This window comes from Rhizobium sp. 21-4511-3d (genome assembly GCF_053522545.1).
Genome location: NZ_JBNWCF010000011.1, coordinates 47175 through 73876 on the forward strand (window position 1 = coordinate 47175; position 26702 = coordinate 73876).

Annotated in this window: 30 protein-coding genes; 20 read left to right on the forward strand and 10 right to left on the reverse strand. The window is 62.5% G+C overall.

Annotation, left to right across the window (positions count from 1 at the left end; translation table 11 throughout):
- Nucleotides 1–69: 69 nt before the first annotated feature.
- A complete protein-coding gene (gene hisS / locus ACQZ5H_RS22595; protein WP_449099046.1) occupies nt 70–1590 on the reverse strand; it encodes a histidine--tRNA ligase in 1521 nt (506 codons plus the stop codon).
- A 134-nt stretch (nt 1591–1724) separates the two neighbouring features.
- Between hisS and ACQZ5H_RS22600 the strand changes: the two genes are divergently transcribed.
- The 9 genes from ACQZ5H_RS22600 to ACQZ5H_RS22640 all read left to right on the forward strand — a co-directional run bounded on the left by ACQZ5H_RS22600 (nt 1725) and on the right by ACQZ5H_RS22640 (nt 6753).
- Entirely contained in the window at nt 1725–1958 is a 234-nt protein-coding gene (locus tag ACQZ5H_RS22600; protein ID WP_449099047.1) for a hypothetical protein, read from the forward strand.
- A 55-nt stretch (nt 1959–2013) separates the two neighbouring features.
- Nucleotides 2014–2775, forward strand: a complete 762-nt coding sequence (locus ACQZ5H_RS22605; protein WP_449099048.1) for a hypothetical protein — start codon at nt 2014–2016, stop codon at nt 2773–2775.
- A 66-nt stretch (nt 2776–2841) separates the two neighbouring features.
- Entirely contained in the window at nt 2842–3120 is a 279-nt protein-coding gene (locus tag ACQZ5H_RS22610) for a BrnT family toxin (protein ID WP_130278978.1), read from the forward strand.
- Nucleotides 3083–3394 (forward strand): BrnA antitoxin family protein, encoded by a 312-nt coding sequence (locus ACQZ5H_RS22615; RefSeq protein WP_203429515.1) that lies wholly within the window; start codon nt 3083–3085, stop codon nt 3392–3394. The genes ACQZ5H_RS22610 and ACQZ5H_RS22615 overlap by 38 nt, the downstream gene beginning before the upstream one ends.
- A gap of 43 nt (nt 3395–3437) precedes the next feature.
- Nucleotides 3438–3803: a DUF2946 family protein gene (locus tag ACQZ5H_RS22620; RefSeq protein WP_130279452.1), complete on the forward strand. Its 366-nt coding sequence runs from the start codon at nt 3438–3440 to the stop codon at nt 3801–3803.
- Between the two features lie 67 nt (nt 3804–3870).
- Nucleotides 3871–4227: a CopM family metallochaperone gene (copM, locus tag ACQZ5H_RS22625; RefSeq protein ID WP_449099049.1), complete on the forward strand. Its 357-nt coding sequence runs from the start codon at nt 3871–3873 to the stop codon at nt 4225–4227.
- Nucleotides 4228–4409: 182 nt separating this feature from the next.
- On the forward strand, nt 4410–5714 hold the full coding sequence (locus ACQZ5H_RS22630) for a pilus assembly protein TadG-related protein (protein ID WP_449099050.1): 1305 nt from the start codon (nt 4410–4412) through the stop codon (nt 5712–5714).
- Nucleotides 5711–6229, forward strand: a complete 519-nt coding sequence (locus ACQZ5H_RS22635) for a TadE/TadG family type IV pilus assembly protein (protein WP_025555486.1) — start codon at nt 5711–5713, stop codon at nt 6227–6229. Before ACQZ5H_RS22630 ends, ACQZ5H_RS22635 begins: the two co-directional genes overlap by 4 nt.
- Nucleotides 6229–6753: a TadE/TadG family type IV pilus assembly protein gene (locus tag ACQZ5H_RS22640; RefSeq protein ID WP_130278983.1), complete on the forward strand. Its 525-nt coding sequence runs from the start codon at nt 6229–6231 to the stop codon at nt 6751–6753. Before ACQZ5H_RS22635 ends, ACQZ5H_RS22640 begins: the two co-directional genes overlap by 1 nt.
- A 31-nt stretch (nt 6754–6784) precedes the next feature.
- Here the strand turns inward: ACQZ5H_RS22640 and ACQZ5H_RS22645 are convergent, their stop codons facing one another.
- Nucleotides 6785–7834 (reverse strand): aldo/keto reductase, encoded by a 1050-nt coding sequence (locus ACQZ5H_RS22645; RefSeq protein ID WP_449099051.1) that lies wholly within the window; start codon nt 7832–7834, stop codon nt 6785–6787.
- Nucleotides 7835–8075: 241 nt separating this feature from the next.
- On the opposite strand from ACQZ5H_RS22645, the gene ACQZ5H_RS22650 reads away from it, so the two are divergent.
- Entirely contained in the window at nt 8076–8780 is a 705-nt protein-coding gene (locus tag ACQZ5H_RS22650) for an HAD family hydrolase (RefSeq protein ID WP_449099052.1), read from the forward strand.
- 3 nt (nt 8781–8783) lie between these two features.
- Here ACQZ5H_RS22650 and ACQZ5H_RS22655 read toward each other — a convergent pair whose 3' ends face one another.
- On the reverse strand, nt 8784–9287 hold the full coding sequence (locus ACQZ5H_RS22655) for a hypothetical protein (protein ID WP_449099053.1): 504 nt from the start codon (nt 9285–9287) through the stop codon (nt 8784–8786).
- A complete protein-coding gene (locus ACQZ5H_RS22660; RefSeq protein ID WP_449099054.1) occupies nt 9284–9913 on the reverse strand; it encodes a DNA-3-methyladenine glycosylase I in 630 nt (209 codons plus the stop codon). Before ACQZ5H_RS22660 ends, ACQZ5H_RS22655 begins: the two co-directional genes overlap by 4 nt.
- A 211-nt stretch (nt 9914–10124) precedes the next feature.
- On the opposite strand from ACQZ5H_RS22660, the gene ACQZ5H_RS22665 reads away from it, so the two are divergent.
- The 4 genes from ACQZ5H_RS22665 (at nt 10125) to ACQZ5H_RS22680 (ending at nt 13442) form a co-directional block, all read left to right on the forward strand.
- Nucleotides 10125–10880 carry a L,D-transpeptidase gene (locus tag ACQZ5H_RS22665; RefSeq protein WP_449099055.1) on the forward strand — a complete coding sequence of 252 codons (756 nt, stop codon included), beginning with the start codon at nt 10125–10127 and terminating at the stop codon, nt 10878–10880.
- 135 nt (nt 10881–11015) lie between these two features.
- Nucleotides 11016–11687 (forward strand): L,D-transpeptidase, encoded by a 672-nt coding sequence (locus tag ACQZ5H_RS22670; RefSeq protein WP_199626242.1) that lies wholly within the window; start codon nt 11016–11018, stop codon nt 11685–11687.
- Between the two features lie 182 nt (nt 11688–11869).
- Nucleotides 11870–12715, forward strand: coding sequence for an isocitrate lyase/PEP mutase family protein (locus tag ACQZ5H_RS22675; protein ID WP_449099142.1), 846 nt, complete (start codon nt 11870–11872; stop codon nt 12713–12715).
- Nucleotides 12716–12782: 67 nt separating this feature from the next.
- Nucleotides 12783–13442 carry an outer membrane protein gene (locus ACQZ5H_RS22680; protein ID WP_449099056.1) on the forward strand — a complete coding sequence of 220 codons (660 nt, stop codon included), beginning with the start codon at nt 12783–12785 and terminating at the stop codon, nt 13440–13442.
- 8 nt (nt 13443–13450) lie between these two features.
- Here ACQZ5H_RS22680 and ACQZ5H_RS22685 read toward each other — a convergent pair whose 3' ends face one another.
- From ACQZ5H_RS22685 to ACQZ5H_RS22700, 4 genes are all read right to left on the reverse strand, one after another.
- Nucleotides 13451–13882: a hypothetical protein gene (locus tag ACQZ5H_RS22685; protein WP_449099057.1), complete on the reverse strand. Its 432-nt coding sequence runs from the start codon at nt 13880–13882 to the stop codon at nt 13451–13453.
- A 38-nt stretch (nt 13883–13920) separates the two neighbouring features.
- Entirely contained in the window at nt 13921–15231 is a 1311-nt protein-coding gene (glcF, locus tag ACQZ5H_RS22690; RefSeq protein ID WP_449099058.1) for a glycolate oxidase subunit GlcF, read from the reverse strand.
- 94 nt (nt 15232–15325) lie between these two features.
- On the reverse strand, nt 15326–16528 hold the full coding sequence (locus tag ACQZ5H_RS22695; protein WP_449099059.1) for an FAD-binding protein: 1203 nt from the start codon (nt 16526–16528) through the stop codon (nt 15326–15328).
- Nucleotides 16525–17964: an FAD-linked oxidase C-terminal domain-containing protein gene (locus ACQZ5H_RS22700; RefSeq protein ID WP_449099060.1), complete on the reverse strand. Its 1440-nt coding sequence runs from the start codon at nt 17962–17964 to the stop codon at nt 16525–16527. The genes ACQZ5H_RS22695 and ACQZ5H_RS22700 overlap by 4 nt, the downstream gene beginning before the upstream one ends.
- Before the next feature lie 133 nt (nt 17965–18097).
- On the opposite strand from ACQZ5H_RS22700, the gene ACQZ5H_RS22705 reads away from it, so the two are divergent.
- Together ACQZ5H_RS22705 and ACQZ5H_RS22710 are read left to right on the forward strand one after the other, a co-directional pair.
- Nucleotides 18098–18994 carry a LysR family transcriptional regulator gene (locus tag ACQZ5H_RS22705; RefSeq protein ID WP_449099061.1) on the forward strand — a complete coding sequence of 299 codons (897 nt, stop codon included), beginning with the start codon at nt 18098–18100 and terminating at the stop codon, nt 18992–18994.
- A gap of 42 nt (nt 18995–19036) precedes the next feature.
- A complete protein-coding gene (locus tag ACQZ5H_RS22710) occupies nt 19037–19948 on the forward strand; it encodes an agmatinase (RefSeq protein WP_449099062.1) in 912 nt (303 codons plus the stop codon).
- Nucleotides 19949–19957: 9 nt separating this feature from the next.
- On the opposite strand, the gene ACQZ5H_RS22715 is transcribed toward ACQZ5H_RS22710, so the two are convergent.
- A complete protein-coding gene (locus tag ACQZ5H_RS22715) occupies nt 19958–21169 on the reverse strand; it encodes an adenosylhomocysteinase (protein ID WP_449099063.1) in 1212 nt (403 codons plus the stop codon).
- A 35-nt stretch (nt 21170–21204) separates the two neighbouring features.
- Nucleotides 21205–22086 carry a LysR substrate-binding domain-containing protein gene (locus tag ACQZ5H_RS22720; protein WP_449099064.1) on the reverse strand — a complete coding sequence of 294 codons (882 nt, stop codon included), beginning with the start codon at nt 22084–22086 and terminating at the stop codon, nt 21205–21207.
- Nucleotides 22087–22346: 260 nt separating this feature from the next.
- Here ACQZ5H_RS22720 and ACQZ5H_RS22725 point away from each other — a divergent pair, with 260 nt between their 5' ends.
- From ACQZ5H_RS22725 to ACQZ5H_RS22740, 4 genes are all read left to right on the forward strand, one after another.
- The gene (locus tag ACQZ5H_RS22725) at nt 22347–22859 is read left to right on the forward strand and encodes an NUDIX hydrolase (protein WP_112713094.1); all 513 of its coding nucleotides are present in this window, start codon (nt 22347–22349) and stop codon (nt 22857–22859) included.
- A 63-nt stretch (nt 22860–22922) separates the two neighbouring features.
- Nucleotides 22923–24422 (forward strand): inorganic phosphate transporter, encoded by a 1500-nt coding sequence (locus ACQZ5H_RS22730; protein WP_449099065.1) that lies wholly within the window; start codon nt 22923–22925, stop codon nt 24420–24422.
- Between the two features lie 14 nt (nt 24423–24436).
- A complete protein-coding gene (locus ACQZ5H_RS22735; RefSeq protein ID WP_449099066.1) occupies nt 24437–25174 on the forward strand; it encodes a 16S rRNA (uracil(1498)-N(3))-methyltransferase in 738 nt (245 codons plus the stop codon).
- A gap of 151 nt (nt 25175–25325) precedes the next feature.
- The gene (locus ACQZ5H_RS22740) at nt 25326–26699 is read left to right on the forward strand and encodes a glutamate--cysteine ligase (RefSeq protein ID WP_449099067.1); all 1374 of its coding nucleotides are present in this window, start codon (nt 25326–25328) and stop codon (nt 26697–26699) included.
- Nucleotides 26700–26702 lie beyond the last annotated feature (3 nt).

Here is a 26702-nt window from a genome sequence, read left to right on the forward strand (position 1 = left end):
GCGGCATTGCGCGAGACAGCGCCGCGTGAAGCCCCTCCCCCTTGTGGGGAGGGGTTGGGGAGGGGAAGGTCACGCATTCGACGCCCGCTTCCGGTCTTCCGCCTGAGCCGCCAGAATTTCCTTCACCTTGGCAACGAGGTCGGCTTCCGGCACGGTTTCCTGCGCGACGCGCGCTTCGCGCCAGCTGGCATTGTCTTCGATCTCGCCGGAAAGGCGCTTGCCCTCGATCAGGTCCTTGATCTGCACCACACCGGTGGCCCGCTCGTCACCACCCTGGATGATGGCGACGGGGCAGCCGCGGCGGTCGGCATATTTCAGCTGGTTGCCGAACTTTTTCCAGTTGCCCTGGAACATCTCGGCGCGGATACCGGCGGCGCGCAGCTCCTGCGTCAGGCGCTGGTAGCGGCCCATCGCCTCGACATCGCCATCCATGACGGTAACGAGAACGGGCTCGATGACCTCGCTCTGGCCAAGCTTGCCGAGGTTCTTCAGCGCCGTCATCAGGCGCGAGACGCCGATCGAGAAGCCGGTCGCGGGAACCGGCTGGCCCATGAAGCGGGAGACGAGGCCATCGTAACGGCCACCGCCGCCGACCGAACCGAAGACGACCTTTTCGCCCTTCTCGTTGGTGACGTCGAAGAGGAGCTCGGCTTCGTAGACCGGGCCGGTGTAATATTCGAGGCCGCGGACGACGGAGGGGTCGATCTTGATGCGGGTGCTGTCGTAACCGCCGCTGGTGACCAGGCTGCCGATGAAATTCAGTTCCTCGACGCCTTCGCCGCCCTTGGACGTGCCAGCCACCAGCTCGGCGAGCTCATCAGCGCTTTCGGCATAATTCTTGATGCCGACGAAGAAGAGGACCTTGTCGATCTGGCTCTGGTCGAGACCGGCACCCTTGGTGAAGTCGCCGGACTCATCCTTGCGGCCGGGGCCGAGTAGCAGTGCGACGCCCTCGGGGCCGAACTTGTCGAGCTTGTCGATGGCGCGCAGCACGTTGAGGCGCTGGGCGGCCTTGTCGTCACCGCCGAGGCCGATCGCTTCGAGAACGCCGTCGAGGACCTTGCGGTTGTTGACGCGGATGACGTAGTCGCCGCGCTTGATGCCCAGGGCTTCGAGCGTATCGGCCATCATCATGCACATTTCGGCATCGGCCTGGACGCCGGGCGCGCCAACCGTATCGGCATCGAACTGCATGAACTGGCGGAAGCGGCCGGGGCCGGGCTTCTCGTTGCGGAACACATAGCCGGCGCGATAGGTGCGGTACGGCAGCTGGATATCGTTGAAATTCTCGGCGACATGACGGGCGAGCGGCGCCGTCAGGTCGTAGCGCAGACTCATCCACTGCTCGTCATCATCCTGAAGCGAGAAGACGCCCTCGTTCGGACGGTCGGCATCCGGCAGGAACTTGCCGAGCGCATCCGTATATTCGAAGAGCGGCGTTTCGACAGGATCGAAACCATAATGCTCGTAGACCTCACGGATCTTCGCGGTCATTTCGTTGACGGCGCGGATATCGGCAGCCGAGCGGTCAACGAAGCCGCGCGGCAGGCGGGCCTTGAGCTTTTGCGGTTTCTTCTGCTTGTCGTTCATAGGGTCACTGGCCAGATTTTCCAAACTGCTGAATGAAGGGTTCTCTTAGAGGAACGAGCCGGGGGCGGCAAGGGCAACGGCTGGCGAACAGCGCCGCCCGCTGCTATAGATTTGCCGCGAAAAGGAGCCCGGCGATGACCAAGATCATGACCATCGAAATGCCCGATGAAATGCACGCAATCATCGCCGAGCACGCCGCCGAGGCTGAGATGTCTGTCGAGGATTATGTCTTCCAGGTCATCCAGCAATATGTCGAGGACGCGCAGGACCTTGAGGAGGCTGAAGCCGAGCTGGACAGGATCGAAAGCGGGGAATCGGCCGATACCATCGACGATTTCTTGCGGCGGCGCCTCGGCCTGACCGATTAGCCGCTGTCAGCAACGCACACAGTTTATATTGCCGGGAATGTGCACGTAGAATTCCATGATCGCCGAAATCCTCCAGTATGCCGCCACAGTTCCCGTGACGACCAGGGCCCACCCCGGCTATATCTGCTATTCCGTCAATCTCTGGTCGCGCGCCCGGCGCTGCAGCAGTTCATGGGCGGTGCATGAGGAGAAGAGCCGGGCGGCGATGCTAACGGCGGCTTCCGGTCTCCGACAGAAGCGGACTGTTGTCGTGCTCGGATCCGGGCTTTTGCGTGACGTGCCGATCGAGGCGCTGGCGAAGGCCTTCGATACGGTCGTGCTGGTCGATCTCGTGCATCTCGCCTCGGTACGGCTCTGGCTGAGGGCAAAGGGATACCGGAACGTCCGGCTGATCGAGCGCGATCTCTCCGGCTATGACGAGTTGCGACAGACGGGCAATGCGGAGCCGCTCGGCTTCCTGCGCGGCGTGCCCTATCTCGATCTGGTGATCTCGGCAAATCTGCTGTCGCAGATCGGGCGCGGGGTCAAGCGGCGTTTCGAGGCGGAGCAAGGCAGCGCAATGCCTGATGATACCGTGCAGCGATTGATCGCCGCGCATATCGAGGAGCTGCGGGCCCTGCCCTGCGCCAACTGCCTCGTCACCGATATCTCCTATGCCGTCATCGACCGGACGGGAAAGACGCACGAGACGGCCGACCTGCTGCAGGGCGTGTCGGTGCCGCAGGACATAAAGGCATCCTGGAGCTGGCCGGTGGCGCCGCTCGGCGAGGAAAGCCGCGACTACCAGATCGTCCATCAGGTGATTGCCGACTATTGAGATGCATATTATTCTGGTTGCAATCCAGAATTTATTGTATCACTTTTAATATCGGATATCATTGCGGTGAAGATCGTTTGGGATGAGCCGAAGCGGTTTCGAAATCTGGCGAAGCACGGCCTCGACTTTCGCGAGCTCGATCTCGAATTCTTTGCGGATGCTGTGATCATCGATGCGCGGGATAGGCGGCTGAAGGCGATCGGCTTTGCCATCGGGGATATTCTTGCCGTCGTCTTCGCGACCTTGGGGAGCGAGGGCATTTCGATCATCTCGATGCGGCCCGCGAGCCGGAAAGAGAGGAAACTCTATGAGCAAATCCAGGCGGATCATTCCCGCCCTCACTGACGAGGAAGAGGCGCGGATTCAGCGTGGCATCGCTGAAGACCCCGACAATCCCGAATGGACCGAGGAAGACTTCAAGAATGCCCGGCCCTTCGCGGAGGTCTTCCCGGAGCTGGCCGAGAGCATTCGCCGTGCGCGGGGCAGGCCTGCGGTCGAGAAGCCGAAGCGGCAGATTTCGCTGCGGCTCGATCCTGATGTGATCGATGCCTTCAAGGCGACCGGCAAGGGTTGGCAGGGGCGGATCAACGAGGTCCTGAGAAAAGCCGCCAAGCTCTGACGTGCCTCTTGGCGAACCAGGCGCCCTCACCTATCTTCGGCTCATGCGTCTCGTTGCGATCATGGCGATGATATTGGGGTGGCTGACCTTCAGCGCGTCCGCCTGGGCGGGCTGTCCGATGTGTGCGTCGATGAGCCAGCCGGCCGCTTCCGGCATGCAGCATGACATGCCAGAAATGGGTACGCCCCACCATATGGCGATGGATCATGGGCAGGACGCGGCGAAGGATCCGTGTTCGCCCGGCAATCCCGGCCACATGACGACCTGCTCCTACTGTCTGGTGACACCCGCGGCTGTGGTGATCGTCGATGGCGGAAAGCCTGTTTTCGCCTATCCGGCACCGGCTGCCGGCAGGGTGCTTGCCGATCTGCGCCCGGCGCCGCAGGCCCCTCCTCCTCGCCTCGTCTGACACCTCGATTACGCCTGCACGACAGTAATCGTGCATTCTCTTTTGTCAGACAGAGGAAGGACCTCGCATGTCCATGAAAATCATCGCCCTCATTTCCACCCTCGCTTTCGCTGCCCCGGCATTTGCCGAGGACATGCAGATGGATATGAGCAAACCGATGGGCGATCACAGCCCCTCCAGCCATGCCTTTGCCGAAGCCAATGCCAAGATGCACAAGGACATGATGGTCAAGATGACCGGCAATGCCGATGTCGATTTCGTTCGCGGCATGATCCCGCATCACCAGGGCGCGATCGACATGGCGAAGATCGAGCTCAAATACGGCAAGGATCCCGAGATCCGCAAACTCGCCGAAGCCGTGATCAAGGCTCAGGAAGCGGAAATTGCCGAGATGAACGCATGGTTGAGTAAGAACGCCAAGTAATCAATCATGACTGGAGGCGCCAGTGAAAAGCTGGCGCTTCCTTGCCCAGATTACTCGTATTTCGATACTGAATAAATTAGCATTCTATTTTTGCGTTTTATTTACAACGACTTAGTAATGTTTTGATTACGAAATTCTAATTTATCTAAAATACAAACGGTCTCATCAACTTAGGAAAAGCGATGAGACATCTTCTTTCGAAAGCGCGAATGCTTGCCTGCGAGACCAAGGGCAATGTCGCCATGGTTTTTGCGCTGCTGCTGGTGCCGCTGATTGCAGCGGGTGGCGCGGGGATCGATCTCGCACGCTATGAGGCGATCCGTGTCGAACTGCAGGATGGTCTCGACCGCGGCGTGTTGGCCGCCGCCTCGCTCTCCCAGAAGGAGAAGCCCGAGGATACGCTCCGCAGCTTCATGAAGAACCTCTCCTATGCTCAGGATGTGGCCGTCAGCTTCACCGAGACGAAGGGGCTGAACTCGCGGAAGATCAGCGCTAGCGCCGCCTATGTGATGGACACGACCTTCATCCACCTCGTTGGCGTTCGCCAGCTCAGCGTCGCCGCCGTCTCGACGGCGGAGGAAGCCAAGCAGAATATCGAGATGTCGCTGATGCTCGACATGTCGGGTTCGATGAACGGCAACCGCATCAAGAACCTGAAGAAGGCCGCCCAGCAGTTCATCGATCAGGTTCTGACCGACGAGACCAAGGATTACACGACGATCACCATCGTGCCCTATGCCGGTCATGTGAATGTCGGCTCGGCGATTTTCGACAGGCTCGGGGCCAAGCGCGATCACTCCAATTCGTCCTGCATCGAGCTGAGCACATCGGGCTTTGGCGGCAGCGTGCCGAGCTTCAAGAATGCGGCGCAAGTTCCGCATTTCACACAGTGGAACTATGGGCGCACCGATCTGAAGCCCTGGTGGTGCCCGGTGGAATCGACGGCGATCACCTATTTCTCCAATGACGCCACCTATCTGAAGAACCGCATCACGCAGCTCGAACTGCATGACGGCACCGGCACGCAGAATGCGATGCAATGGGGCTACATGCTGCTGAACCCGGCGGCAAAGACCGTCGTCAATGCGGCGGTCGATGCCAAGCTGATGGATGCGAAATTCGCGAACCGTCCGGCGGCCTTCGGCGATCCCGATACGATGAAGGTCATCGTGCTCATGACCGACGGCGCGATCACCGAACAGTACCGGCCGAAGGATTACAGCCGCCCGGTCAGCCAAGCGCCTGACAACAAGCAGATCATCAACTCCACCGATACGGCCAAGATGCTCTCCTCGGTCTGCACGGCGGCGAAATCGAGCGGCATCACCGTCTTCACGCTCGGCTTCGAAGTCAGCGGCAATGCGCAGACGCAGATGACCAACTGCGCAACCAGCCCCGGCCACTACTATCCCGCCTCCGGATCCGGCATCGGCGATGCCTTCAAGTCGATCTCGACATCCATCAAGAAGCTGAGGCTGACGCAATGACCGGCATTCTGAAACGCCTCCGGCGGGACCGCGCCGGGGCTGCTGGTATCGAATTCGCCATCCTCGCACCGATCGTCTTCTCGCTCGTCTTCTCCACGTTCGAGGCAGGCTGGATCATGACGCAGTCGATCATGCTCGACCGCGCCGTCAGCCGCGGGTCGCGTGCGCTGCAGGTGGCCGGCTCGAACTTCACCTATGACGATTTCAAGAAGAAGGTCTGCGACGAAGCGATCATCCTGACGAACTGCATCAAGTCGATCCGCATCGAATTCACGCCGATCAGCAAGTCGACCGACTTTCCGACATCGGAAACCTCCTGCGTCGACCGCAGCGTCAACATCGATCCGGTGACGACCTATACCGGCGGCCAGCGCTCGCAGATCGTCTTTGCCCGCGCCTGCTATGTCGTCGATCCGCTGGTGCCGGGGCTGGGTTACGGACTGGCGCTTCCCAAAGACAATACCGGCGGCGTGCGCCTGACCTCGCGCTTTGCCTTCGTGAACGAGCCAGGCTGATGATCCGCATTCTGAAAGAGTTTCTGAAAAGCCGCTCGGGCGCATCGGCGATCGAATTTTCCTTCGTCGCGCCGGTGATGATCTTCTTCTTCATCGCCAGCGTCGCCGTCTTCGACATGTTCCGCACCTACCAGAACATCGTCGAAGCCAATGGCGTGGTGGCGGATGTGATCTCCAGGCAGACGTCGATCGACGCCACCTTCGTCTCGAACATCTACGGCGTCTTCACCAATCTGCAACAGAACAGCACGGCGCCGAGCGCGCTCAGGATCTCGAGCATCAAGAAAACCGGTGGGGTCTACAAGCTCGACTGGAAGAAGGAGAGCGGCACGGTCAGCCTGCTGAAGGCGCAGGTGCTCGACAGTTCGACGCTGCCGCAAATCACCGATGGCGATTCCGTCATCTATGTCGAGGGCGCCACGACCTACACGATGCTATCGAGCATCCTCGGCTTCGGACAAATGACATTCGCCGAGCGCGCCTTCACGCGGCCGCGCTTCATCAGCGCGGTCGCGTTCAACTGAGGCGCCGGGCGGGCCGGCGCCTCGTCTGTTCTCAGGCCTTCGGTTCAAAGGGTTCCGGGCGGCGGGCAGCACCCTGGCGGGAAAGCATCCAGCCCGGATATTCCGGCGGTAGCGCGCTGACGTCATCCAGCTTCTTCATATCGTCGGCATCGAGCTTCAGCTGCGTGGCGGCGAGGTTCTGGTCGAGCTGCTCGATGCGCTTGGCGCCGATGATGACCGACGTGACGAAGGGCTTGGCCAGCACATAGGCGAGCGCCACGGTTGCGACACTGGAGCCATGCTTCTCGGCAACTTCGCGCATCACCGCGACGCATTCCCATGCCTTGTCCTTGTCGACAGGCGGGAAGTCGAAATTGGCGCGGCGGCCCTCGCCATTGCCGGGCGCGCCTGGGCCATACTTGCCGGAAAGCAGACCGCCGGCCAGCGGCGACCAGACCATCAGGCCGAGCTTTTCCTCGTTCATCAGCGGCACGATCTCGCGCTCGAGATCACGCCCGGCGATCGAGTAGTAAGCCTGGATGGTTTCGAAGCGGGCGAAGCCGCGGCGTTCGGAGACGCCGAGAGCCTTGGCGACGCGCCAGGCCTGCCAGTTGGAAACGCCGACGTAGCGCACCTTGCCCTGGGAGACGAGATCGTCGAAGGCGCGCAGTGTTTCGTCGATCGGCGTCACCGTATCGGTCGCATGGATCTGGTAGAGGTCGATATGATCGGTCTGCAGACGCTTCAGGCTGGCTTCGACCGAATCCATGATGTGACCGCGCGAGGCGCCGCGATCGTTCGGCTTGTCGCCCATGACACTATAGACCTTGGTGGCGATGACCACGTCCTTGCGCGGAACGTTGAGGTTCTTCAACGCCTGCCCGAGAAGCCTTTCGGATTCGCCGAAGGAATAGACGTCGGCCGTGTCGATGAAGTTGACACCAGCTGCCAGCGAGCGCTCGACGATCTTGTCGGCGGCGGCCTGATCGACATCGGCGATGGCGCCCCAGAAGTTGCCATCATGCGCTTCGCCGAAGGTCATCGTGCCCAGGCAGATCTCCGAGACGAAGAGGCCCGTATTTCCAAGCTGATTGTATTTCATGCGGAAATTTCCTTGTGACTGCCACAGGCGGGGGTGCCTGCGGGCTGCGGAATGCAATGTTTTTGATTATTGGCCTGCGGGACAGGCACAGCCGGGGCTGGCTGCTGATGAGGCATGATGTACGTAAGTGCGTGTTTCGGCTTTTCAACTGCATGCGGCAACCTGACCGGCAAAAAACAAAGCCCTTGTCTCAGCGGCCGCCGCCGATAGATTCGCCTTGAGGGAATTGCAGGAGCATCCGATGAGCAAGCACGCGCTGACGACGATCGGCTTCGATGCTGATGATACGCTCTGGCAGAACGAGCAATATTACCGGCTGACCGAAGCGCAGTTCACCGAGCTGCTTTCCGATTTCGCCGAGGGGCCGAAGATATCCGAGCGGCTGCTGGAGGCGGAGAAGCGCAACCTCGCGCATTACGGCTTCGGCATCAAAGGCTTCACGCTGTCGATGATCGAGACGGCAATCGAGATCACCGAGGGCAAGGTGCCGGCGAGCGTGATCGCCCAGATCCTCGATACCGGCCGCGATCTGCTGTCGCATCCGGTCGAGACCATGCCGCATGTGCAGGAAACGCTGGAGATGCTGGCCGGCAACTACCTGCTGGTCCTGATCACCAAGGGCGACCTGTTCGACCAGGAGCGCAAGCTGGCGCAATCGGGGCTCGGGGATTTCTTCGATGCGGTGGAGATCGTCTCCGACAAGACGGCGGTCACCTACCGGCGGATCTTTTCCAAGGTTGGCGATGGGCCGGAGCGGGCGATGATGGTCGGCAATTCGCTGAAGTCGGATATCGTGCCGGCGATTGCCGCAGGCAGCTACGGCGTCTTCGTGCCGCACGAGCTCACCTGGGTGCTGGAGCATGTCGACGAGCCGGCCGATGCGCCGCGCTTCCGCAAGATCCCGCATCTCGGCGAGTTGCGGGATCTGCTGGATGGGCTCGGCTGATCCCTATTCCTCTCCGCCCGCGTCGGACTTCGGCGGGAACAGCGTCGGCCGCTGCGGTGTCTCCGGCTTGGCGGCGGGCGGGGCGGTGCCCGGAGCCTGCGGCTCGATCATCAGTGTATAGGGCGCGCCAAGACCGCGGCGCGGCGAGACCTTGGAATAATAGGGCCTGAGCAGCCAGGTCGTATCGTCCTTGACGACGGTATCGAGCGCCGATCCATCCTCATCCGTGCCGAAGAAGGCCTCGTCGTCGGCTTTTGACAGATCGAAGATGGCGAGAAAGGCAAACTGGCTGCGGGTCTCGAAGCTGATCTTCACGTGCTGCCCGGCCTTGACCGGCAGCGTGAAGACGTGGCTGTTGCCGAACTTCGTCCAGCCCTTGATCTGCATGGTCACGGCGGGGAACTGAAGCTTTTCCAGCTTCTCGCCGGGATCGAGCTGCGGCGCCTGCGCCAAGGCAGGCGCTGCGGCAAAGGCGATCAGAACGGCTGTCGCAAGCAATTTCCTCATGGACGTACCAGTGCTTTCCGCATGGATTCAACTTCGGAGCGGCAGAAGCAGCCCTCGACGTGATCATTAACAAGACCCATGGCCTGCATGAAGGCATAAACTGTGGTCGGGCCGACAAAGGTCCAGCCGCGCTTCTTCAAATCCTTGGAGATGCGGACGGAAACCGGCGTCGTCGGATTGGCGGCGATATAGGCGCGGTCGACGGCACCGGGGCGGTCGGCAGCACCCGGCTCGAAGCTCCAGAAATAGCGAGCGAGCGAGCCGAATTCCTTTTTGAGCTCGATGGCGCGTTTCGCATTGTTGATCGTCGAGACGATCTTGCCGCGATGGCGGATGATGCCGGCATCGGCGACGCAGCGCTCGATATCGGTCTCATCGAACAACGCGACCTTCTCGAAATCGAAACCGGCGAAGGCAGCGCGGAAATTCTCGCGCTTGCGCAGGATCGTCAGCCAGGAGAGACCGGACTGGAAACCTTCGAGGCAGATCTTTTCGAAGAGGCGGACATCATCGGTGACAGGCCGCCCCCACTCCTCGTCGTGGTAGCGCATGTAATCAGGAAGGTTGGCGTGCCAGTGGCACCGGCTCTTTCCGTCATCGCCGGCAATGGTGCCCGTATCGCTCATGCTTCCCCACTGATTTTACGCTTCAATTGCGGCTTTACCATTTAGAAACCCCGTTTCCAAACCGGATAGTAACCCTGACGAAAAGTTTATCCGGTGCTTCGCAGTTTAATGAATCGATCTTTACCATTCGCTGGCCGGAGCGGTGGCAGCATCCCGCCAGGCGGAAGTGCCCGCCCCAGCATTTTCGGTCATTTGTAGAGAGTTCCGTCCGATGATGAAATCCGTTTTGATTACAGCCGGCCTGATCGGCCTGCTGGCCTCGCCCGCGCTTGGCGACGACCGCTATGCGAGCCGCCCGCCCGTCGTTCTCAGCCCCGACCTGACCGCGCCCTGGATCAACCAGCTCGGCGGCAGCAATGTGCGCCCGGTCGCCTATCAGCGCCCGGTCATCCGCCAGCAGCCGCGCGGACTGTTCCAGTACCAGCCGCGCGTGATGCGCCAGGCTCCGGCCGCCGTGCAGCAGGCTGCCGTCGTGCGCCCGGATGGCATTCCGGTGATCCGCGAGCGGTTCGACCCGCAGTTCCTGCCGCAGATGGTCGACTACGACACCAAGGAACGGCCGGGTACGATCGTCATCGATACCAACAACCGCTTCCTCTACCTCGTCATGGCGAACGGCAAGGCGCGCCGCTACGGTGTGGGCGTCGGCAAGCCGGGCTTCGAATGGGCCGGCGAGCACAAGATCACCCGCAAGGCCGAGTGGCCGGACTGGACGCCGCCTTCCGAAATGGTCAGCCGCGAAGCCGCCAAGGGCCATTACCTGCCTGCCCGCATGGATGGCGGCCCGGAAAATCCGCTCGGCGCCCGCGCCATGTATCTCGGCTCGACGCTCTACCGCATCCACGGCACCAATGCGCCCTGGACGATCGGCAGCGCCGTCTCCTCCGGCTGCATCCGGATGCGCAACGAGGACGTGACTGACCTTTACGAGCGCGTCAACGTTGGCACCCGCGTCATCGTGATCTGAATGCCGCAAGGCTGCGGCGGGCCGTTGCAAGAACGGCGCGCCGCAGCACAAAAAACCGCGCAAACCCCTCTCAAGCTTGAAATCCAGGGCAAATTGGCTAGCTTGGCCGTGATCCTGAATAGAGGGGAATAGAGAATGAAGCATATTGTCCGGCTTGCGGCAGCCACTGCGATCGCACTGGCCAGCACGTTGAGCCTTGCCCATGCCGAGCCTCAGCTGACCGCAACCGACGCCGTGCGCGGCGTCAAGCAGGTGAAGACGGTCAAGCCGCAATTCAAGAAGCGCGTCGTACGCCTCGTCACCGATGAAGCCCCCGGCACCGTCATCGTCGATACGACGAACAAGTATCTTTATCTCGTCGAAGGCAACAACCGCGCCACCCGCTACGGCATCGGCGTCGGCCGCGAAGGCTTCGGCTGGTCCGGCGTCGTGAAGGTCGGCCGCAAGGCTGAGTGGCCGGGCTGGACCCCGCCGCCGGAAATGCGCGCTCGCGAAGCCAAGGCCGGTCACAAGCTGCCAGCCTTCCAGCCCGGCGGCCCGGACAATCCGCTCGGCGCCCGCGCCATGTATCTCTACCAGGGCGGCCGCGACACGGCTTTCCGCATCCACGGCACCAACCAGCCCTGGACGATCGGCCTGAACCTGTCTTCCGGCTGCATCCGCATGGTCAATAACGACGTGCAGGATCTCTACGAGCGCGTCCCCGTCGGCACCAAGGTCATCGTCGTCGGCCCCGGCAACAAGCAGGGCAACGTCGCCTTCCAGGACCGCGGCATCGACGTGCTCAGGACGCTGTTTGGCGGTTGAGCGGTGAGAGGGGCAAGCCGCCTCTCAATTTTGCCCGCCGCGAAGCCATAAGCGCGGCGGGAATTGATCGAGCGGCGGCATTCACGCCCCGCCCCGCAAATCAGATGCGACGCAAGCAACGCTTGCACATTTGTTCCCGTTATGTTCAGATTACCCATGTCATCGATATCGCGGGATATGGCATGTCAGATCAGCAGCAGAAATTTGAACGGTTCAGGGCATTGCATGCGGGCACGCAGGCCTTCGTGATACCCAATCCGTGGGATGCCGGTTCGGCGCGCCTGCTTGCAAGCCTTGGCTTCGAAGCATTGGCCACTACCAGCGCCGGATACGCCTTCTCAAAGGGAAAGCTGGACTCGTTTGCAGGCCTTGAACGGAGCGAGATCCTTGGCAACGCAAGCGAGATTGTTGCAGCAACGGATCTGCCGGTAACAGCCGACTTGGAGGACGGCTTCGGGGCGGCCCCGGAGACCTGCGCCGAAACGATCCGCCTCGCCTGCAAAGCCGGGTTGGTTGGAGGATCGATCGAGGATGCGACCGGCGACAGTGCCAACCCCATTTATGACCTCTCCCAGTCCGTCGAACGCGTTCAGGCCGCAGCGGAGGCGGCCAGTAACCTGCCCTTCTTGCTGACTGCGAGATCAGAAAACTTTCTGTGCGGCAGGCGCGATCTCGATGACACGATCCGGAGACTGCAAGCCTTCTCGGCTGCGGGAGCGGACGTTCTTTATGCACCGGGCCTGCCCGACCTGGAAGCAATCCGCACCGTCTGCGCCTCCGTGGACAAACCGGTCAACGTCGTCATGGGCTTGAACAAGCTGAACGTCTCCGTCGGCGAATTGTCGAATGCAGGTGTGCGTCGTATCAGTGTCGGAGGATCATTTGCGCGAGCCGCACTCGGCGCCTTGATGCGGGCCGCCGAAGAGGTCAGAACCAACGGCACCTTTACCTACGCGGGCGATGCGCTTCCAGCGAGCGCAATCGTGAAACTCATGTCTCAAGAAAAGCGGCGTGAAGGCTCGGAATAGAGGCGGTGCAATAAGCCTGTTACACAACGCGGGATAGATGGGTGGCATTGCCATTCGGGGATCCCTCATGCATCGCGCCTTCCTGCCGGCCTTGGGGCTTGCCGCCCTTGCCTGTCTCGCCTCGCCTGCCCTTGCCGAAGACCTGCAGTTTTCCGTCTATGGCGGTTACCAGACGGCGCCGCATAGCGGGGTCGATGTTTCCGACGGGACGCATTTTACCGCGGGATGGGAAGGAAAATCCTTTGCTTCGCCGCCTTATTACGGTGCGCGCGTGACATGGTGGCTGCAGGATCTCGGGCATCCCAATCTCGGCCTGTCGATCGACTATACCCATGACAAGGTCTATGCCGACAGCAAGACGCTGGCGACTTCGGGCTGGTCGCATTTCGAGTTCACCGACGGGCTGAACCTCGTGACGGCCAATGCGCTCTACCGCTTTCCGCAGGATGGCGGGCGCTGGACGCCCTATCTCGGCGCCGGCGCCGGCGTCAACATTCCGCATGTCGAGGTGACCAGGCCATCCGGCAAGACCTTCGGCTACGAATTCGGCGGCGTGACGCTGCAGGCGCAGGCCGGTGTCGATTTCCGCGTCACCGAGCGCTGGTCGACCTTTGTGGAATACAAGGGCACCTATTCGAAGGTGGATGTGCCGATCGACAGCGGCGACCGGCTGAAGACGGACATCTTCACCAATGCCGTCAATCTCGGCGTTTCATTTCACTGGTAGGAAGCGGCTCACTTCGAGCCGCAGCTGACCTTGCCGCTTGCGGTAAACGGCTTGGCGCCACCTGTCACAGTCATGCCGTAGGTGCCGCTGAAGGCCTTGCCCTTGGCTTCGGCCATGACCACCATGTTGAGCGCCTGGCCCGAGGTGTCGTCGCCGTTATCGTCGTAGATTTCCATGCGCAGTTCGCCGCCGCTGGACCAGCGGTTGGTCAGGCGGCTGGAATCGAAGACACGCTTCCTGAACTGGTCGGGAACCGAGGCATCCTTGATCATCAGGCCGCCGCGGAAATGGTTCAGCACATGGCCGCCGTCATCCTTGAAGCCGATCTCCACGGTGAAGCGGGCCGCGGCATCATCGGCGGAACAGAAGTAACGGCTATCGGCATGCGCAGTGCCTGCGGCACCGAAAAAGACAGAAAGCAAAACAAGTGTACGCCGCATAGCGCTGAATCCTGTGACCGGCCGACAACCGGCCGAATTCAGGCTATATGCAAATCTATTAATTTTTGAGGTACAGAACCACCGTAAGCCCAATCGAGCAATTCTACGGTATGGACAATTGGAATTGCCGTGCCTGAGGCGATCTGGGTGATGCAGCCGATATTGCCGGTGGCGATCACATCCGCCTTTGTCGCCTCGATGTTCTTCACCTTACGGGCCTTCAGCGCTGCCGAAATATCCGGCTGCATAATGTTGTAAGTGCCGGCGGAGCCGCAGCAGAGGTGGCCTTCGGCCGGATCACGCACCGTGAAACCCGCCGCCTTCAGAAGCTGCTTCGGCGCCATGGTGATCTTCTGACCGTGCTGCATCGAGCAGGCGGAATGATAGGCGACGGTGATGCCCTTCGGCATATGCGAGGGGAGATCGAGGGTCGCCAGATATTCGGTGACATCCTTCGCCAGGCCGGAGACGATTGCCGCCTTCTCGGCATAGGCAGGATCGAGGCGGAGCATGTGGCCGTAATCCTTGATCGTCGTACCACAGCCGGAGGCGGTGATGATGATCGCATCGAGCCCGCCCTTTTCGATCTCGCGCATCCAGACGTCGACATTGGCCCGGGCGCTGGCGAGCGCCTGTTCCTCGCGGCCCATGTGATGCACAAGCGAACCGCAGCAGACCTCGCCTGATGGTGCCACGACCTCGACGCCGAGGCGGGTAAGCAGGCGGATCGTCGCTTCGTTGATACCGGGGTCGAGGACGGGCTGGGCGCAGCCGGTGAGGATCGCGACACGCGCCTGTTTCTTGCCTTCAGCGGGATGGTTGCCGGGGCGGGAGTAGACGGAGGGCGCCGGGACCGAGCGCGGAGCGAGCGCCAGCATCGCGGCGAAGGGCTTGAGCGCCGGGGCAGTCATCAGGCCGCGGAACGGGCGGCCGAGGCGGGCGAGCTGCAGCGCCATGCGGAAGCGGCCGGGATAGGGAAGGACGGCGGCGAGGATGGCGCGCGTCAGCCGGTTCATGAACGGGCGCTTGTAGGTCTTCTCGATATGGGCGCGGGCGTGATCGACCAGATGCATGTAATCGACGCCGGAGGGACAGGTGGTGACGCAGGCGAGGCAGGAAAGACAGCGGTCGATATGGGTGACCACCTCTGTGTCGGCCGGGCGGCCGTTTTCCAGCATGTCCTTGATCAGATAGATGCGCCCGCGCGGGCTATCGAGCTCGTTTCCGAGCGTCACGTAGGTCGGACAGGTGGCGGTGCAGAAGCCGCAATGCACGCATTTGCGCAGGATCTTCTCGGATTCGGCGACATGGGGATCGGCAAGCTGCTCGGCGGTGAAATTGGTTTGCATCAGTGGTGTCCCGTCGAGGCGTGGTGGGTGGGGTTACCCCCCTCTGCCCTGCCGGACAGAGGGGAGTGCGCCACATGTTCAAAGCGAACCATCATCACCACCCCATCTTCCCCGGATTGAATATCCCGGCCGGATCGAACTTTTCCTTCACCCGCGCCGACAACATCGCAACCGCTTCCGGCTGCGGCTGGAAGGCCGCGACATCGGCCCGCATCGCCTCCGAAGCACGGATCAGCGTCGCATGGCCGCCGCCGAGCGCCTTGATGAAGCGGCGCAGCAGGCCGGCTTCGGGATCGGCTTCCATGCGCATCCAGATGAGACCGCCCTGCCAGTCGTAATAGGCATCGACACCCGCTTCGAGGCGGAGTGCGGCAACAAGCTGGTGCCCGGCGGAGGGAGCGACCGAGACGCGCCAGACGGGGCGCATCGTGCCATCGGCATAGGGATAGACATCGCGGATTTCGCGCCAGAGGGTGCGGCTCATCTCCTCACCGATGCGGGCGACGGGGCCGAAGGCGGACATGGCCTTGGCGAGCTTTTCGGCGCGTGCCTCGACGGAGCCCGGCAGGCCCTCGAGGCGCAGGACCGTCGCCTCGCCCTCCGGCAGCTTGCCGCCCGCGAAACGCCAGGTGACCGTCATCGGCAGGTGCGCCGCGCCGGAGACCTCGACCGGCAGCGCCATCGCGGCCGCCATGGCATTGGCCGCCTCGGCATCGTTGAGGGCGGAGACGACGATCGTCTCCTCGGCTTTCGGGCGCGGGGGGGCGCGGAAGGTGACTTCGGTGAGGAAGCCGAGCGTGCCGTGCGAACCCGCCAGCAGCTTCACCAGATCGAGGCCGGTGACATTCTTCATGACGCGGCCGCCATTCCTGACGATCTCGCCGCGGCCATTGACGAAGCGGATGCCGAGCAGGCTGTCGCGCGCCGTACCGGAAATGAAACGGCGGGGGCCGGAGACATTGGCGGCAAAGACGCCGCCGATCGTCGGCTCGCCTGAGGTGCCCATGACACCGCGGTGATCCATCGGCTCGAAGGCCATCATCTGGCCGTTGGCGGCAAGGGCGGCTTCGATTTCGGCAACCGGCGTACCGGCGCGCGCGGTCATGACCATCTCGCCGGGATTATAGGCAACGATGCCGGAGAGGCGGGCGGAGCGGAGCGTGTCTTCGGCTTCGACCCTGTTGCCGAAGCCGGCGCGGGTGCCGCCGCCCGATATGGCGAGCGGCCGGCCTGCGGCGGCGTGGTCGCGGATCAGCGCTGCGGCTTCATCTTCGCTTTCGGGAAAGAATGCGCTCATGCGGCCGGCCGTCCATCGAGCGGGAAGACTTTTGACGGATTGAGGATCCAGCCGGGATCGAAGGCGGCGCGGACCGACATCTGCTGCGCCAGATCGGTTTCGGAATATTGATGGCGCATCAGGTCCCGTTTCTCGATGCCGACGCCGTGCTCGCCGGTGAGGCAGCCGCCAGCATCGACGCAGAGCTTGAGGATGTCGTTGCCGGCCGCCTCGGCGCGCGCGGCATCTTCGGGGTCGTTGGCATTGAAGAGGATGAGCGGATGCATGTTGCCATCACCGGCGTGAAAGACGTTGGCGACGCGCAGGCCGTAGTGGTCGACGATCTCCGAGGTCTTCTTCAGGACATAGGAAAGCTGGCTCAGCGGCACGGTGCCATCCATGCAGATGTAATCGGCGATGCGGCCGGTGGCGCCGAAGGCCGACTTGCGGCCTTTCCAGATCAGCGCGGCTTCCGTCGCCGACTGGCATTCGCGCACCGTCTTGACCCGATGCTTGCGGGCGATCTCGACGATGCTCTTCAGCATGTCGTCCATCTCGGCTTCCGAACCCTCGACCTCGACGATCAAGAGCGCGCCGACATCCAGCGGATAACCGGCATGGGCGAAAGCTTCGCAGATCTCGATCGCCGGCTTGTCCATGAACTCGATGGCGACGGGGATGATGCCGGATGCGATGACATCGGCGACGCAGGAACCGGCATCTTCCGACGTATCGAAGCCGAAGAGCACGGGGCGCGCGCCTTCCGGCTTGGCAATCAGCCGCACCGTTGCCTCGGTGACGATGCCGAGCTGGCCCTCGTGGCCGCAGACGAGGCCGAGCAGGTCATAGCCGCCGGCATCCAGCGCCTTGCCGCCGAGTTCGATCACCGTGCCGTCGGTCAGCACCATCTTGACGCCGAGCAGGTTGTTGGTCGTCACGCCATATTTCAGACAGTGGGCGCCGCCGGAATTCATGCCGATATTGCCGCCGATGGTGCAGGCGAGTTGCGAGCTCGGATCGGGCGCGTAGAAGAAACCGTCTGCGGAGACGGATTCCGAGATATTGAGATTGGTGACACCCGCCTGGACGACGGCGACGCGATTGGCGAGATCGATCTCGAGGATGCTGTTCATCTTCGAGAGGCCGATAACGACGGCATCTTCCTGCGGAATGGCGCCGCCCGAGAGCGATGTACCGGCGCCGCGCGGCACGACCGGGATGCCGTAGCGATGGCAGTATTTCATCACGGCGGCGACCTCGGCGGTCGAGCGCGGCAAGGCGACGGCGAGCGGCAGGCGGCGGTAGGAGACGAAGGCGTCGGTCTCGAAAGGCACCAGTTCGCGCGGCTCATGCACTAGGCATTCCGGCGGCAGGAGATCGATGAGATCACCGACGATCTGGCTGCGGCGGGCGAGCACGTCGGCGCGCGGAGCAAGAAACGAAATGGCGTCGGACATGGCGCGCTTCCTCCCGATATGGCAGCGGGACCAGCCTGTCCTCCACGGCAGCCGGTTTAGCCCGGCTTAGCACTTTCCCGAAACCGGCGCAAATGCTAAGCACTTATGTCAAAAGGGGAAATAGTGCCGCACAATGACCAATCTGGGTGATCTCGAGATTTTTGCCAAGGTCGTTTCGACCGGCAGCATGTCGCTGGCGGGACGGGCGCTCGGCTTTTCCCCGGCGGTCGTTTCCAAGCGTATCAAGCGGCTGGAAGACCGGCTCGGCACGCGCCTGCTGCAGCGCACGACGCGGCAGATTTCGCTGACGGAGGCGGGCCAGGGTTTCTACGACCGGGTGCTCGGCATTCTCGCCGGGCTGGAGGAGGCGGAATACTATATATCCGGGCGCTCGGCGCAGATGCATGGCACGCTGAAAATCTCGGCGCCGACCTCTTTCGGGCGCATGCATATCGCCCCGTATCTGAAGCGCTTCATGGAGGCGCATCCGGAGCTGGCGATCAATCTGGTGCTGACCGACGAGTTCAGCGACATCGTCGGCGCCGGCTTCGATCTGGCGATCCGCATTGCCGAGCTGACGGATTCCAGCCTTGTCGCACGGCGGCTGGCGCCGGTACGGCGCCTGCTCTGCGCCGCCCCCTCCTATCTCGACAGCCATGGCATACCCACTGGCATCGAGGACCTCAGGAACCATCGCTGCCTGCCTGCGCATAACAATGACGTCTGGCGGCTAGAAGGACCCGAGGGAGCGATGACGCTGCGGCCGGAGGGCATGCTGATCACCAATTCCAGCGAGGTGATCCGCGAGACGGTGATATCAGGGCTCGGCATCGCGCTGCGTTCGACCTGGGATATCGGCGAGGAGCTGAAGAGCGGCAAGCTGGTGCAGGTGCTGCCCGCCTATGAGGGGTCGCGCAGCGTTGCGCTTTCGGCCGTCTATCCGAGCCGCCAGTTCCTGCCCGCCAAGGTGCGCCTGTTCATCGATTATCTGGCGGAGCTTTATGGGCCGGTTCCCTATTGGGAGCTTTAGCCCTTCCGCCGAACCCCGTAGACCATTCTCTGGAGCCTCGACATGAATGCTTCGCCTTCCTTTCTCGGCCTTCCCGACCGCCTCGATGACGGCCGCGCGCCGCACGTGGTGATCTTCGGCGCCGGTCATGGCACCACCTATCCCGGCAAGGACAGCAGCGGCTATTCCGGCGCGGCAAACGCCATTCGTGCCGCAAGCCAGGAAGATGCAGGGCTTGTCGAGCATTGGGATTTCGATCTCGGCGGGCCGCTCTTCAATGGAGGGCCGGTGTGCTGCATCGATAGCGGCGATCTGCCGACGGCGATGCATGACAATGCCGGGAACCGGGCGCTGATCGAGGCGAAGACGCGCGACATCCTGGCGGGTCGGGCCGTGCCGATCCTGCTCGGCGGCGACGATTCCGTGCCCATTCCGTTTTTCGCCGGTTTTGCCGATCGCGGGCCGGTCTGGATCCTGCAGATCGACGCGCATATCGATTGGCGCGATGAACTGCATGGAGAGCGCTACGGCTATTCGAACCCGATGCGCCGGGCGAGCGAGATGAGCCACGTCGCCGGGATGGTGCAGGTCGGCATGCGCGGCGTCGGCAGCGCCCGCATCTCGGAGATCGAGGCGGCGCGCTCCTATGGCAGCCATCTCGTGACGGCGCGCCAGGTTCATGCCCAGGGCGTCGAGGCGGCACTACGGCATATTCCGCAGGGCGCGCAGGTGGTGATCACGCTCGATTGCGACGGGCTGGATCCCAGCATCATGCCGGGCGTCGCCGCCCGCACGCCGGGCGGCCTCAGCTATACGCAGGTGATCGACTTGATTGCAGGCGCCGGCCGCCGCGGCAGGATCGCCGGCTTCGATCTCGTCGAGCTCTATCCACCCACCGATATCGACGGTATCTCGGCCCTGACGGCTGCTCGCCTTCTCGTCAACGCGATCGGGACGATCGTCCGGCAGGGCTGAGTTTTCCGGTTATCGCGCCAGGTCGAGATAGGCGCTTGCGACCATGGCATCGATATCTGCAGGCACCGGCACGATGCAGGATTCTGCGCCGACGCCGCGCTTGGCAACGCGCTCCAGGCAGCGGGCCTGCAGGGTGAAGCCGAGATCCATGGATTCGACGGAATTGCCGAGCGGGCGCGGGCCGGCGAGGTTCGCCATGTGGCCGCCGCCGAGGATATGGATCGAGCGGCCATCCTTCAGATGCAGCGTCTCCATGACATCGGCGGCATAGCGATCGATCGAGAGGACATCGGGATGCGCACGGAAGCCTGCAACGTCGATCTCCAGCGGAAAGTGGCCGCCGTTCATGAGGATTGCGCCGTCCTTGATCAGCGGCAGATCGGCGATCGTGACGATGCCGGGGAAGCCGGTGACCGTGACGATGACGTCTGCGGCGCGGATCGCGTCTGCACGCAGCGGCGTCACGAAGCCGTCGAGATGGGCTTCGAGCGCTGTGACCGGATCGATATCGACGACGCTGACGGTCGAGAAGGCGTTGCGGAAGCTCGCCGCCGTGCCCTTGCCGCAGGCGCCATAGCCGAAGACGGTGACGCGCTTGCCGTTGGTAGAGCGGTTGGTGAAGCGCATATAGCTTTCGAACAGGCTCTGGCCGACGGCATGCTTGTTTTCGGCGAACTGCTTGATCGGACTGTCGTTGATGACAAGGATCGGCATGTTCAGTCTGTCGCGCATCGGCAGCAGGCGGGTGCGGCCCGAAGTCGTCTCTTCCGTGCCGCCGAGGAGACTGGCATAGGGACGTTCGGCGGCGATGGCGAAGAGGTCACCGCCGTTATCGAGCAGCAGGTCGGGCTTGGCATCGACCACGGCTTCGAGGCTGTGGTGATGCTCGGCGGGATCGGTCGTCTGCGTGGCGAAGACGGTGACGCCCTGGGAGCGCAGGTAATCGACCGTTGCGGGCTGGGTGCTATTCAGATTGCCGGTGCAGACGAGATCTGCGCCACCGGCGCGCAGCGTCGTCAGCAGGGCGACCGTCTTCGGCTCCAGGTGGATACCGGTGCCGATCGTCAGCCCTTCAAAGGGACGGGTGCGCTCGAATTCGGCGGCGGTTTCCTTGAGCAGGCGGCAGCTATTTCCGATCCAGTCGATGCGGGTGGCGGTGTTTTCCATGATGGTCTCCTGTCGCGATAGGCCGTCATAACGCTCATGAAGACCGCGCGGCATGGATATTCCACTGCCAATACCGCAGAAAATCTGCCCTATTCGATCCCCTCGCCTGCCTTGACCAGCCAGTCGCGCAGTGCGGTGAAGTGCGGCTTTCGGAGATCGGTGGTGCGGCAGCAGAGGCTGTAGCCTGCCGGGCGGCGGATGAAGCCGAAGGGGGCCGTTAGGATGTTGCGCGCCAGGTCGTCCTCGATCGAGGCGCGGGGCGCGAGTGCGACGCCGAGGCCGGAGCGGGCAGCACCGAGCGCCAGCAAGAGGTCTTCGAACTCCTGGCGGCGGCCGAAGCTGACGGGGGGCGTGCCGCTTTCAGCGAACCATTCATCCCAGAGCTTCGGCACGCTGCGGCTGACAAGCATGGCCGCCGAGGACATTCCGGCCGGATCGCTGCCGAAAGTCGCGGCGAGCTGAGGAGCGGCCACCGGGCCGAACTCGTCTTCCATGAAGCGGATCGCGGCGACACCGGCCGAGGGGCGGTATTCGCCACCCATGATGACGGCATCGAGTTCCGGGTGCTGCAACAGTGGCTCGGCCACCGCCATCGGCACGATATCGATCTCGCTATCGCCAAGCGCCCGCTGCAGGCTGCGGATGCGCGGCATCAGCCACCAGATGCCGAAGGCAGAGGGAACGCCGAGGCGCAGCTTGCGGCTGTCGTCTTTCTGAAGGTCGCCGGCGGCATGCTGCAGCAAGGAGAAAGCGGCCGTCGCCGCTTCCGCAAAGGCCTTGGCCCGGTCAGTCGGCACGAGGCGGCGGCCCTCACGGGTGAAGAGCTTCTCGCCGAAGTAATTCTCCAGTGCCGCGATCTGCAGGCGCACAGCGCCGCGCACGACGCCGAGCTCCTGGGCAGCCCGCAGAACACTACCCTGGCGGCAGACGGCTTCGAAAGCTCTGATTGCATTGAGTGGCGGAAGGCGCATGGCGGTCATCAACAGGAAACGATACCCCCAGATTGATATGGGCATTGAATGAAAGGCAAGAAGGCCCCATATTGAACACCTGTGCAAAGACGGAAACGGAACAGGATTTGACGGAATTGCGACCCGCTGCGGCGTGATATTTCCGTATTAAAAACCAAAGCCGCGTTATGCACCGTTAAATGGCGCATGGATCGCGCAAGCTTTCCAGCACATGCTAATATTAGTGATTCCTTGGAACGACTCAAAAGGTGACCCGACCGTTGACGCTTCTCGCCCGTTTAGCCTCTGATGTGCAGCTGATGTTCCGGCGCCCGCCGCGACAGCAGTATGCAGCGCTCTGCTATCGGGTGAAGAAGAAGGGTAACGAGGTCGAGGTTCTCTTGATGACGAGCCGCGATACCGGCCGCTGGGTAATCCCCAAGGGCTGGCCGATGAACGGCAAGTGTTCCTATGAGGTCGCCGCCCGCGAGGCCTACGAGGAAGCGGGCGTACGCGGCGCCGTCGAGCACGAGACGCTCGGTGCCTACAGCTATCCGAAGGTCCTGAAAGACGGGCTGAAGGTGACCTGCAAGGTGCAGGTGTATGCCCTCGAGGTCACCGATCTCGCCAAGAACTTCAAGGAAAAGGGCGAACGCACGATCGAGTGGGTTTCCTGCGACGAGGCCTGCAAGCGGGTTCGCGAGCCGGAGCTTCGCGATCTCTTCCTGCAGTTCAAGCGCCGTATCAACGAACATCTTCAGGCAAGCCGCGCCAAGCAGATTCCGGCTGAATGATTCCTGCCATCTTGCGCTGTTAGGAATGACAGCGTTAAAGCGGGATTCTTTCCAGGAAAGAGAATGGCCGAGAAGACACCCGTCCTTACAAAACGAACGCTCGACAAGGACCTCGACAAATATAGCCATGTCGAGGATGCCTCGAAGTTCGTCGCGCGAAAACTGATCGCACCGGGCATCGGCCTGGTGTTCCTCGGTCTCGCGATGCTGTTTGCAGGCGTCTACGTCTTCGACCGGCCGGGCGCCGTTCTCGTCATCGCCGCTGCCGCGCTTGCGGCCTATATGGCCATGAATATCGGCGCGAACGACGTGACCAACAATGTCGGTGCTGCCGTCGGCGCGCGTGCGATGACGATGGCGCAGGCGCTGGTGATCGCCGCGATCTTCGAAGTGCTGGGCGCGACGATCGCCGGCGGCGAAGTGGTGAAGACCATCTCGTCGAGCATCGTCGATGCCGTGAGCGTTCCCGAGGGACTGCTGGCCTGGATCATGATGGCGGCGCTGATGGCTGCCGCTCTCTGGATCAATCTCGCGACATGGCTGAATGCGCCTGTTTCCACCACGCACGCGATCGTCGGCGCCGTGATCGGCGCGGGCATTGCGGCTGTCGGGCCGGAACCGGTGAACTGGCGGGTGATGGTGGAGATCTCGTCGAGCTGGGTGACGTCGCCGCTGATCGGCGGGATAATCGCCGCCGGGCTGCTGTTTCTCGTCAAGACATTCGTCATCTACCGTGACGACAAGATTGCCGCCGCCAGGCGCTGGGTCCCGGTGCTGATCGCGATCATGACTGGTGGCTTTACCGCCTACATGATCCTGCAGCTGACGACACCCGATCGCTTCCCGGCCATGACGGTCCTCGCTTACGGCCTGGCGGCGACGGTGGTCTCCTGGCTGATCGCCCGCCCGATCGTCCGGCATCAGGCGGAGGGGCTCGAGAACCGCAACAGTTCGCTGCGCATCCTCTTCAAATATCCGCTGATCGGCTCGGCCGCCCTGCTCTCCTTCGCCCACGGCGCCAACGATGTCTCGAATGCCGTTGGCCCGCTCTCGGCGATCGTCCGCTCGACGACGGTTCTGCCCGTGCATGGCGACGTCGCGCCGCCGCTCTGGGTGATGCTGATCGGCGCCTTTGGTATTTCGATTGGTCTGCTGCTGTTCGGACCGCGCCTGATCCGCCTCGTCGGCGAGCAGATCACCAAGCTCAATCCGATGCGCGCCTATTGCGTGGCGCTGTCGACGGCCTTCACCGTCATCGTCGCCTCCTGGTTCGGACTGCCGGTCAGCACGACGCATATCGCCGTCGGCTCCGTCTTCGGCGTCGGCTTCTTCCGCGAATGGTACACCCGCAACTCGAAGCGCCGCATCGCCTATATGCGCCACAAGGCCGAGAGCTGGGCGATCGACGAACCTGTTGATCCGAACGTGCATGAAACCCGCCGCCGCTATCTGGTGCGCCGCTCGCATTTCATGACGATCATCGCCGCCTGGGTGATCACCGTGCCGGCATCGGGCGCGCTTGCGGCGCTTCTCTATTGGGTTATGTTCGCCCTCTTCGTTTGACCGGGAAAGATCGAATGCGCGCCAATTTCCGCATGCAGCGGCTGTTCATCGATGCACCGCTTTCAGCCAATGCAGCCGTCGAAGCCGATTCCGACCAGTATAATTACCTGGCCAACGTGCTGCGCATGAGCGACGGCGCGGAGATCCTGGTTTTCAACGGCCGGGATGGCGAATGGAAAGCCACGCTCGCCTTTCCGACCCGTAAGCGCATTCTGCTGACACCGGTCGAACAGACGCGGCCGCAGCCTGCCCCCTCGGGCCTTCACTATCTCTTCGCGCCGCTGAAAGTCGGACGGCTCGATTATCTGGTGCAGAAGGCGGTGGAGATGGGTGCCGGTCTTCTGCAGCCGGTCATGACCCAGCATGTGCAGGGCAAGATCACCAATCTCGACAAACTGAAGGCGAACGTCATCGAGGCGGCCGAGCAGTGCGGCATTCTCGGCATTCCCGATGTTGCCGAACCGGTGAAGCTTTTCGACCTCCTGGACGGCTGGTCCGGTGATCGCCGGATCATCTATTGCGACGAGGGCGATGCCGGGCAGAACCCGCTGCCGCTGCTTTCGGCGATTGGCGAGAAGAAGCTCGCGCTTCTGGTCGGCCCGGAAGGCGGCTTTTCGGAAGAAGAGCGCGCCCGGCTGCGCAGCCTCGATTTCGTCACCGCCATCCCGCTCGGCCCAAGAATCCTGCGTGCGGATACGGCTGCAGTCGCGGCGATGGCCGTGATCCAGGCGGCGATCGGCGACTGGAATTAACCTTCGCCATATCCACTCAAGAAACGGCATGCTATTTTTTTGAACCGGCGTTGAAAGAATTTCACTTGCAACATACCTGAGAGCGGTCCTAATCACCCTTCCAATTGCCGCGCCCCACAAGGCGTTCCCCCAGAATACAGGTTAGATTTGCATGGCTCGCGACACCACCGACCAGACCCCGCTCTCTTCGGTTCAGGAGCTGACCGATTATCTCGCAGCGGGGAACAAGCCGGCCGAGAAATTCCGCATCGGCACCGAGCATGAGAAGTTCGCCTTCTTCCGCGCCGACAACAGCCCCGTTCCCTACGCCGGCGACGCCAGCATTTCCGCGCTCCTGAAGGGGCTGCAGGAGCGTTCCGGCTGGGAGCCGATCATGGACGGCGAGAACATCATCGGCCTTGGCGAGCAGCATGGCATGGGCGCGATCTCCATCGAGCCGGGCGGCCAGTTCGAGCTGTCGGGCGCGCCGCTCGAGACGATCCACGAGACCTGCAAAGAATCCAACCAGCACCTCGCCGTTCTGCGCGAGATCGCCGAGCCGATGGGCATCCGCTTCCTCGGCATCGGCGGCAGCCCGAAATGGACGCTGGCGGAAACGCCGCGCATGCCGAAATCCCGCTACGACATCATGACCCGCTACATGCCAAAGGTCGGCTCCAAGGGTCTCGACATGATGTACCGCACCTGCACGATCCAGGTGAACCTCGACTTCTCCTCGGAAGCCGACATGCGCAAGAAGATGCGCGTCTCGATGAAGCTGCAGTCGCTGGCGACCGCGCTGTTTGCCTCCTCGCCCTTTACCGAAGGCAAGCCGAACGGCCTGCTCTCCTGGCGCGGCGACATCTGGACCGATACCGACAACCGCCGCTCCGGCCCGCTCGACTTCACCTTCCGCGACGATTTCGGGTTCAAGGACTATGCCGAATGGGCGCTCGACGTGCCGATGTACTTCATCGTGCGCGACGGCCGCTACAAGGACTGTACCCACGTCACCTTCCGCCAGTTCATGAACGGCGCTCTGAAGAGCGAGATCAAGGACTGGGAACCGACGATGGGCGACTGGACCAACCATCTCTCGACGCTCTTCCCGGACGTTCGCCTGAAGCGCTTCCTCGAAATGCGCGGCGCCGATGGCGGCCCGTGGCGCCGCATCTGTGCCCTGCCCGCCTTCTGGGTCGGCCTGCTCTATGACGAAGCCGCGCTCGAGGCTGCGGACCAGTTCACCAAGGACTGGAGCTTCGAGGAGGTAGTCGCATTGCGCAATGCCGTTCCCGCCGAAGGCCTGAAGGCTTCGTTCCGCGGTCATCCGCTGTTCGACACGGCAAAGGACGTGCTCGCCATTTCCAAGGCCGGTCTCAAGTCGCGCAACAGGTTGAACAAGGAAGGCCAGGACGAGACGATCTTCCTGTCGCCGCTCGACGAAGTCATGGCCAAGAAGGCGACGCTTGCAGAAGACCTGCTCGCCCGCTTCAACGGCCGCTGGAACGGCTCCGTCGAACCTGTGTTCGAGGAATATCAGTACTAAAAG

What these genes read in the sequence shown, in the direction of transcription:
- ACQZ5H_RS22615 (WP_203429515.1), top strand. Translation starts at nt 3,083, where the DNA reads ATGAGCAAATCCAGGCGGATCATTCCCGCCCTCACTGACGAGGAAGAG.
- ACQZ5H_RS22660 (WP_449099054.1), bottom strand. Translation starts at nt 9,913, where the DNA reads ATGAGCGATACGGGCACCATTGCCGGCGATGACGGAAAGAGCCGGTGC.
- ACQZ5H_RS22635 (WP_025555486.1), top strand. Translation starts at nt 5,711, where the DNA reads ATGACCGGCATTCTGAAACGCCTCCGGCGGGACCGCGCCGGGGCTGCT.
- ACQZ5H_RS22695 (WP_449099059.1), bottom strand. Translation starts at nt 16,528, where the DNA reads ATGAGCGCATTCTTTCCCGAAAGCGAAGATGAAGCCGCAGCGCTGATC.
- ACQZ5H_RS22650 (WP_449099052.1), top strand. Translation starts at nt 8,076, where the DNA reads ATGAGCAAGCACGCGCTGACGACGATCGGCTTCGATGCTGATGATACG.
- ACQZ5H_RS22645 (WP_449099051.1), bottom strand. Translation starts at nt 7,834, where the DNA reads ATGAAATACAATCAGCTTGGAAATACGGGCCTCTTCGTCTCGGAGATC.
- ACQZ5H_RS22680 (WP_449099056.1), top strand. Translation starts at nt 12,783, where the DNA reads ATGCATCGCGCCTTCCTGCCGGCCTTGGGGCTTGCCGCCCTTGCCTGT.
- ACQZ5H_RS22710 (WP_449099062.1), top strand. Translation starts at nt 19,037, where the DNA reads ATGAATGCTTCGCCTTCCTTTCTCGGCCTTCCCGACCGCCTCGATGAC.
- ACQZ5H_RS22640 (WP_130278983.1), top strand. Translation starts at nt 6,229, where the DNA reads ATGATCCGCATTCTGAAAGAGTTTCTGAAAAGCCGCTCGGGCGCATCG.
- ACQZ5H_RS22630 (WP_449099050.1), top strand. Translation starts at nt 4,410, where the DNA reads ATGAGACATCTTCTTTCGAAAGCGCGAATGCTTGCCTGCGAGACCAAG.
- ACQZ5H_RS22670 (WP_199626242.1), top strand. Translation starts at nt 11,016, where the DNA reads ATGAAGCATATTGTCCGGCTTGCGGCAGCCACTGCGATCGCACTGGCC.
- copM (WP_449099049.1), top strand. Translation starts at nt 3,871, where the DNA reads ATGTCCATGAAAATCATCGCCCTCATTTCCACCCTCGCTTTCGCTGCC.
- ACQZ5H_RS22700 (WP_449099060.1), bottom strand. Translation starts at nt 17,964, where the DNA reads ATGTCCGACGCCATTTCGTTTCTTGCTCCGCGCGCCGACGTGCTCGCC.
- ACQZ5H_RS22605 (WP_449099048.1), top strand. Translation starts at nt 2,014, where the DNA reads ATGATCGCCGAAATCCTCCAGTATGCCGCCACAGTTCCCGTGACGACC.
- glcF (WP_449099058.1), bottom strand. Translation starts at nt 15,231, where the DNA reads ATGCAAACCAATTTCACCGCCGAGCAGCTTGCCGATCCCCATGTCGCC.
- ACQZ5H_RS22665 (WP_449099055.1), top strand. Translation starts at nt 10,125, where the DNA reads ATGATGAAATCCGTTTTGATTACAGCCGGCCTGATCGGCCTGCTGGCC.
- ACQZ5H_RS22735 (WP_449099066.1), top strand. Translation starts at nt 24,437, where the DNA reads ATGCGCGCCAATTTCCGCATGCAGCGGCTGTTCATCGATGCACCGCTT.
- ACQZ5H_RS22600 (WP_449099047.1), top strand. Translation starts at nt 1,725, where the DNA reads ATGACCAAGATCATGACCATCGAAATGCCCGATGAAATGCACGCAATC.
- ACQZ5H_RS22730 (WP_449099065.1), top strand. Translation starts at nt 22,923, where the DNA reads ATGGCCGAGAAGACACCCGTCCTTACAAAACGAACGCTCGACAAGGAC.
- hisS (WP_449099046.1), bottom strand. Translation starts at nt 1,590, where the DNA reads ATGAACGACAAGCAGAAGAAACCGCAAAAGCTCAAGGCCCGCCTGCCG.
- ACQZ5H_RS22655 (WP_449099053.1), bottom strand. Translation starts at nt 9,287, where the DNA reads ATGAGGAAATTGCTTGCGACAGCCGTTCTGATCGCCTTTGCCGCAGCG.
- ACQZ5H_RS22620 (WP_130279452.1), top strand. Translation starts at nt 3,438, where the DNA reads ATGCGTCTCGTTGCGATCATGGCGATGATATTGGGGTGGCTGACCTTC.
- ACQZ5H_RS22740 (WP_449099067.1), top strand. Translation starts at nt 25,326, where the DNA reads ATGGCTCGCGACACCACCGACCAGACCCCGCTCTCTTCGGTTCAGGAG.
- ACQZ5H_RS22705 (WP_449099061.1), top strand. Translation starts at nt 18,098, where the DNA reads ATGACCAATCTGGGTGATCTCGAGATTTTTGCCAAGGTCGTTTCGACC.
- ACQZ5H_RS22675 (WP_449099142.1), top strand. Translation starts at nt 11,870, where the DNA reads ATGTCAGATCAGCAGCAGAAATTTGAACGGTTCAGGGCATTGCATGCG.
- ACQZ5H_RS22720 (WP_449099064.1), bottom strand. Translation starts at nt 22,086, where the DNA reads ATGCGCCTTCCGCCACTCAATGCAATCAGAGCTTTCGAAGCCGTCTGC.
- ACQZ5H_RS22685 (WP_449099057.1), bottom strand. Translation starts at nt 13,882, where the DNA reads ATGCGGCGTACACTTGTTTTGCTTTCTGTCTTTTTCGGTGCCGCAGGC.
- ACQZ5H_RS22715 (WP_449099063.1), bottom strand. Translation starts at nt 21,169, where the DNA reads ATGCCGCGCGGTCTTCATGAGCGTTATGACGGCCTATCGCGACAGGAG.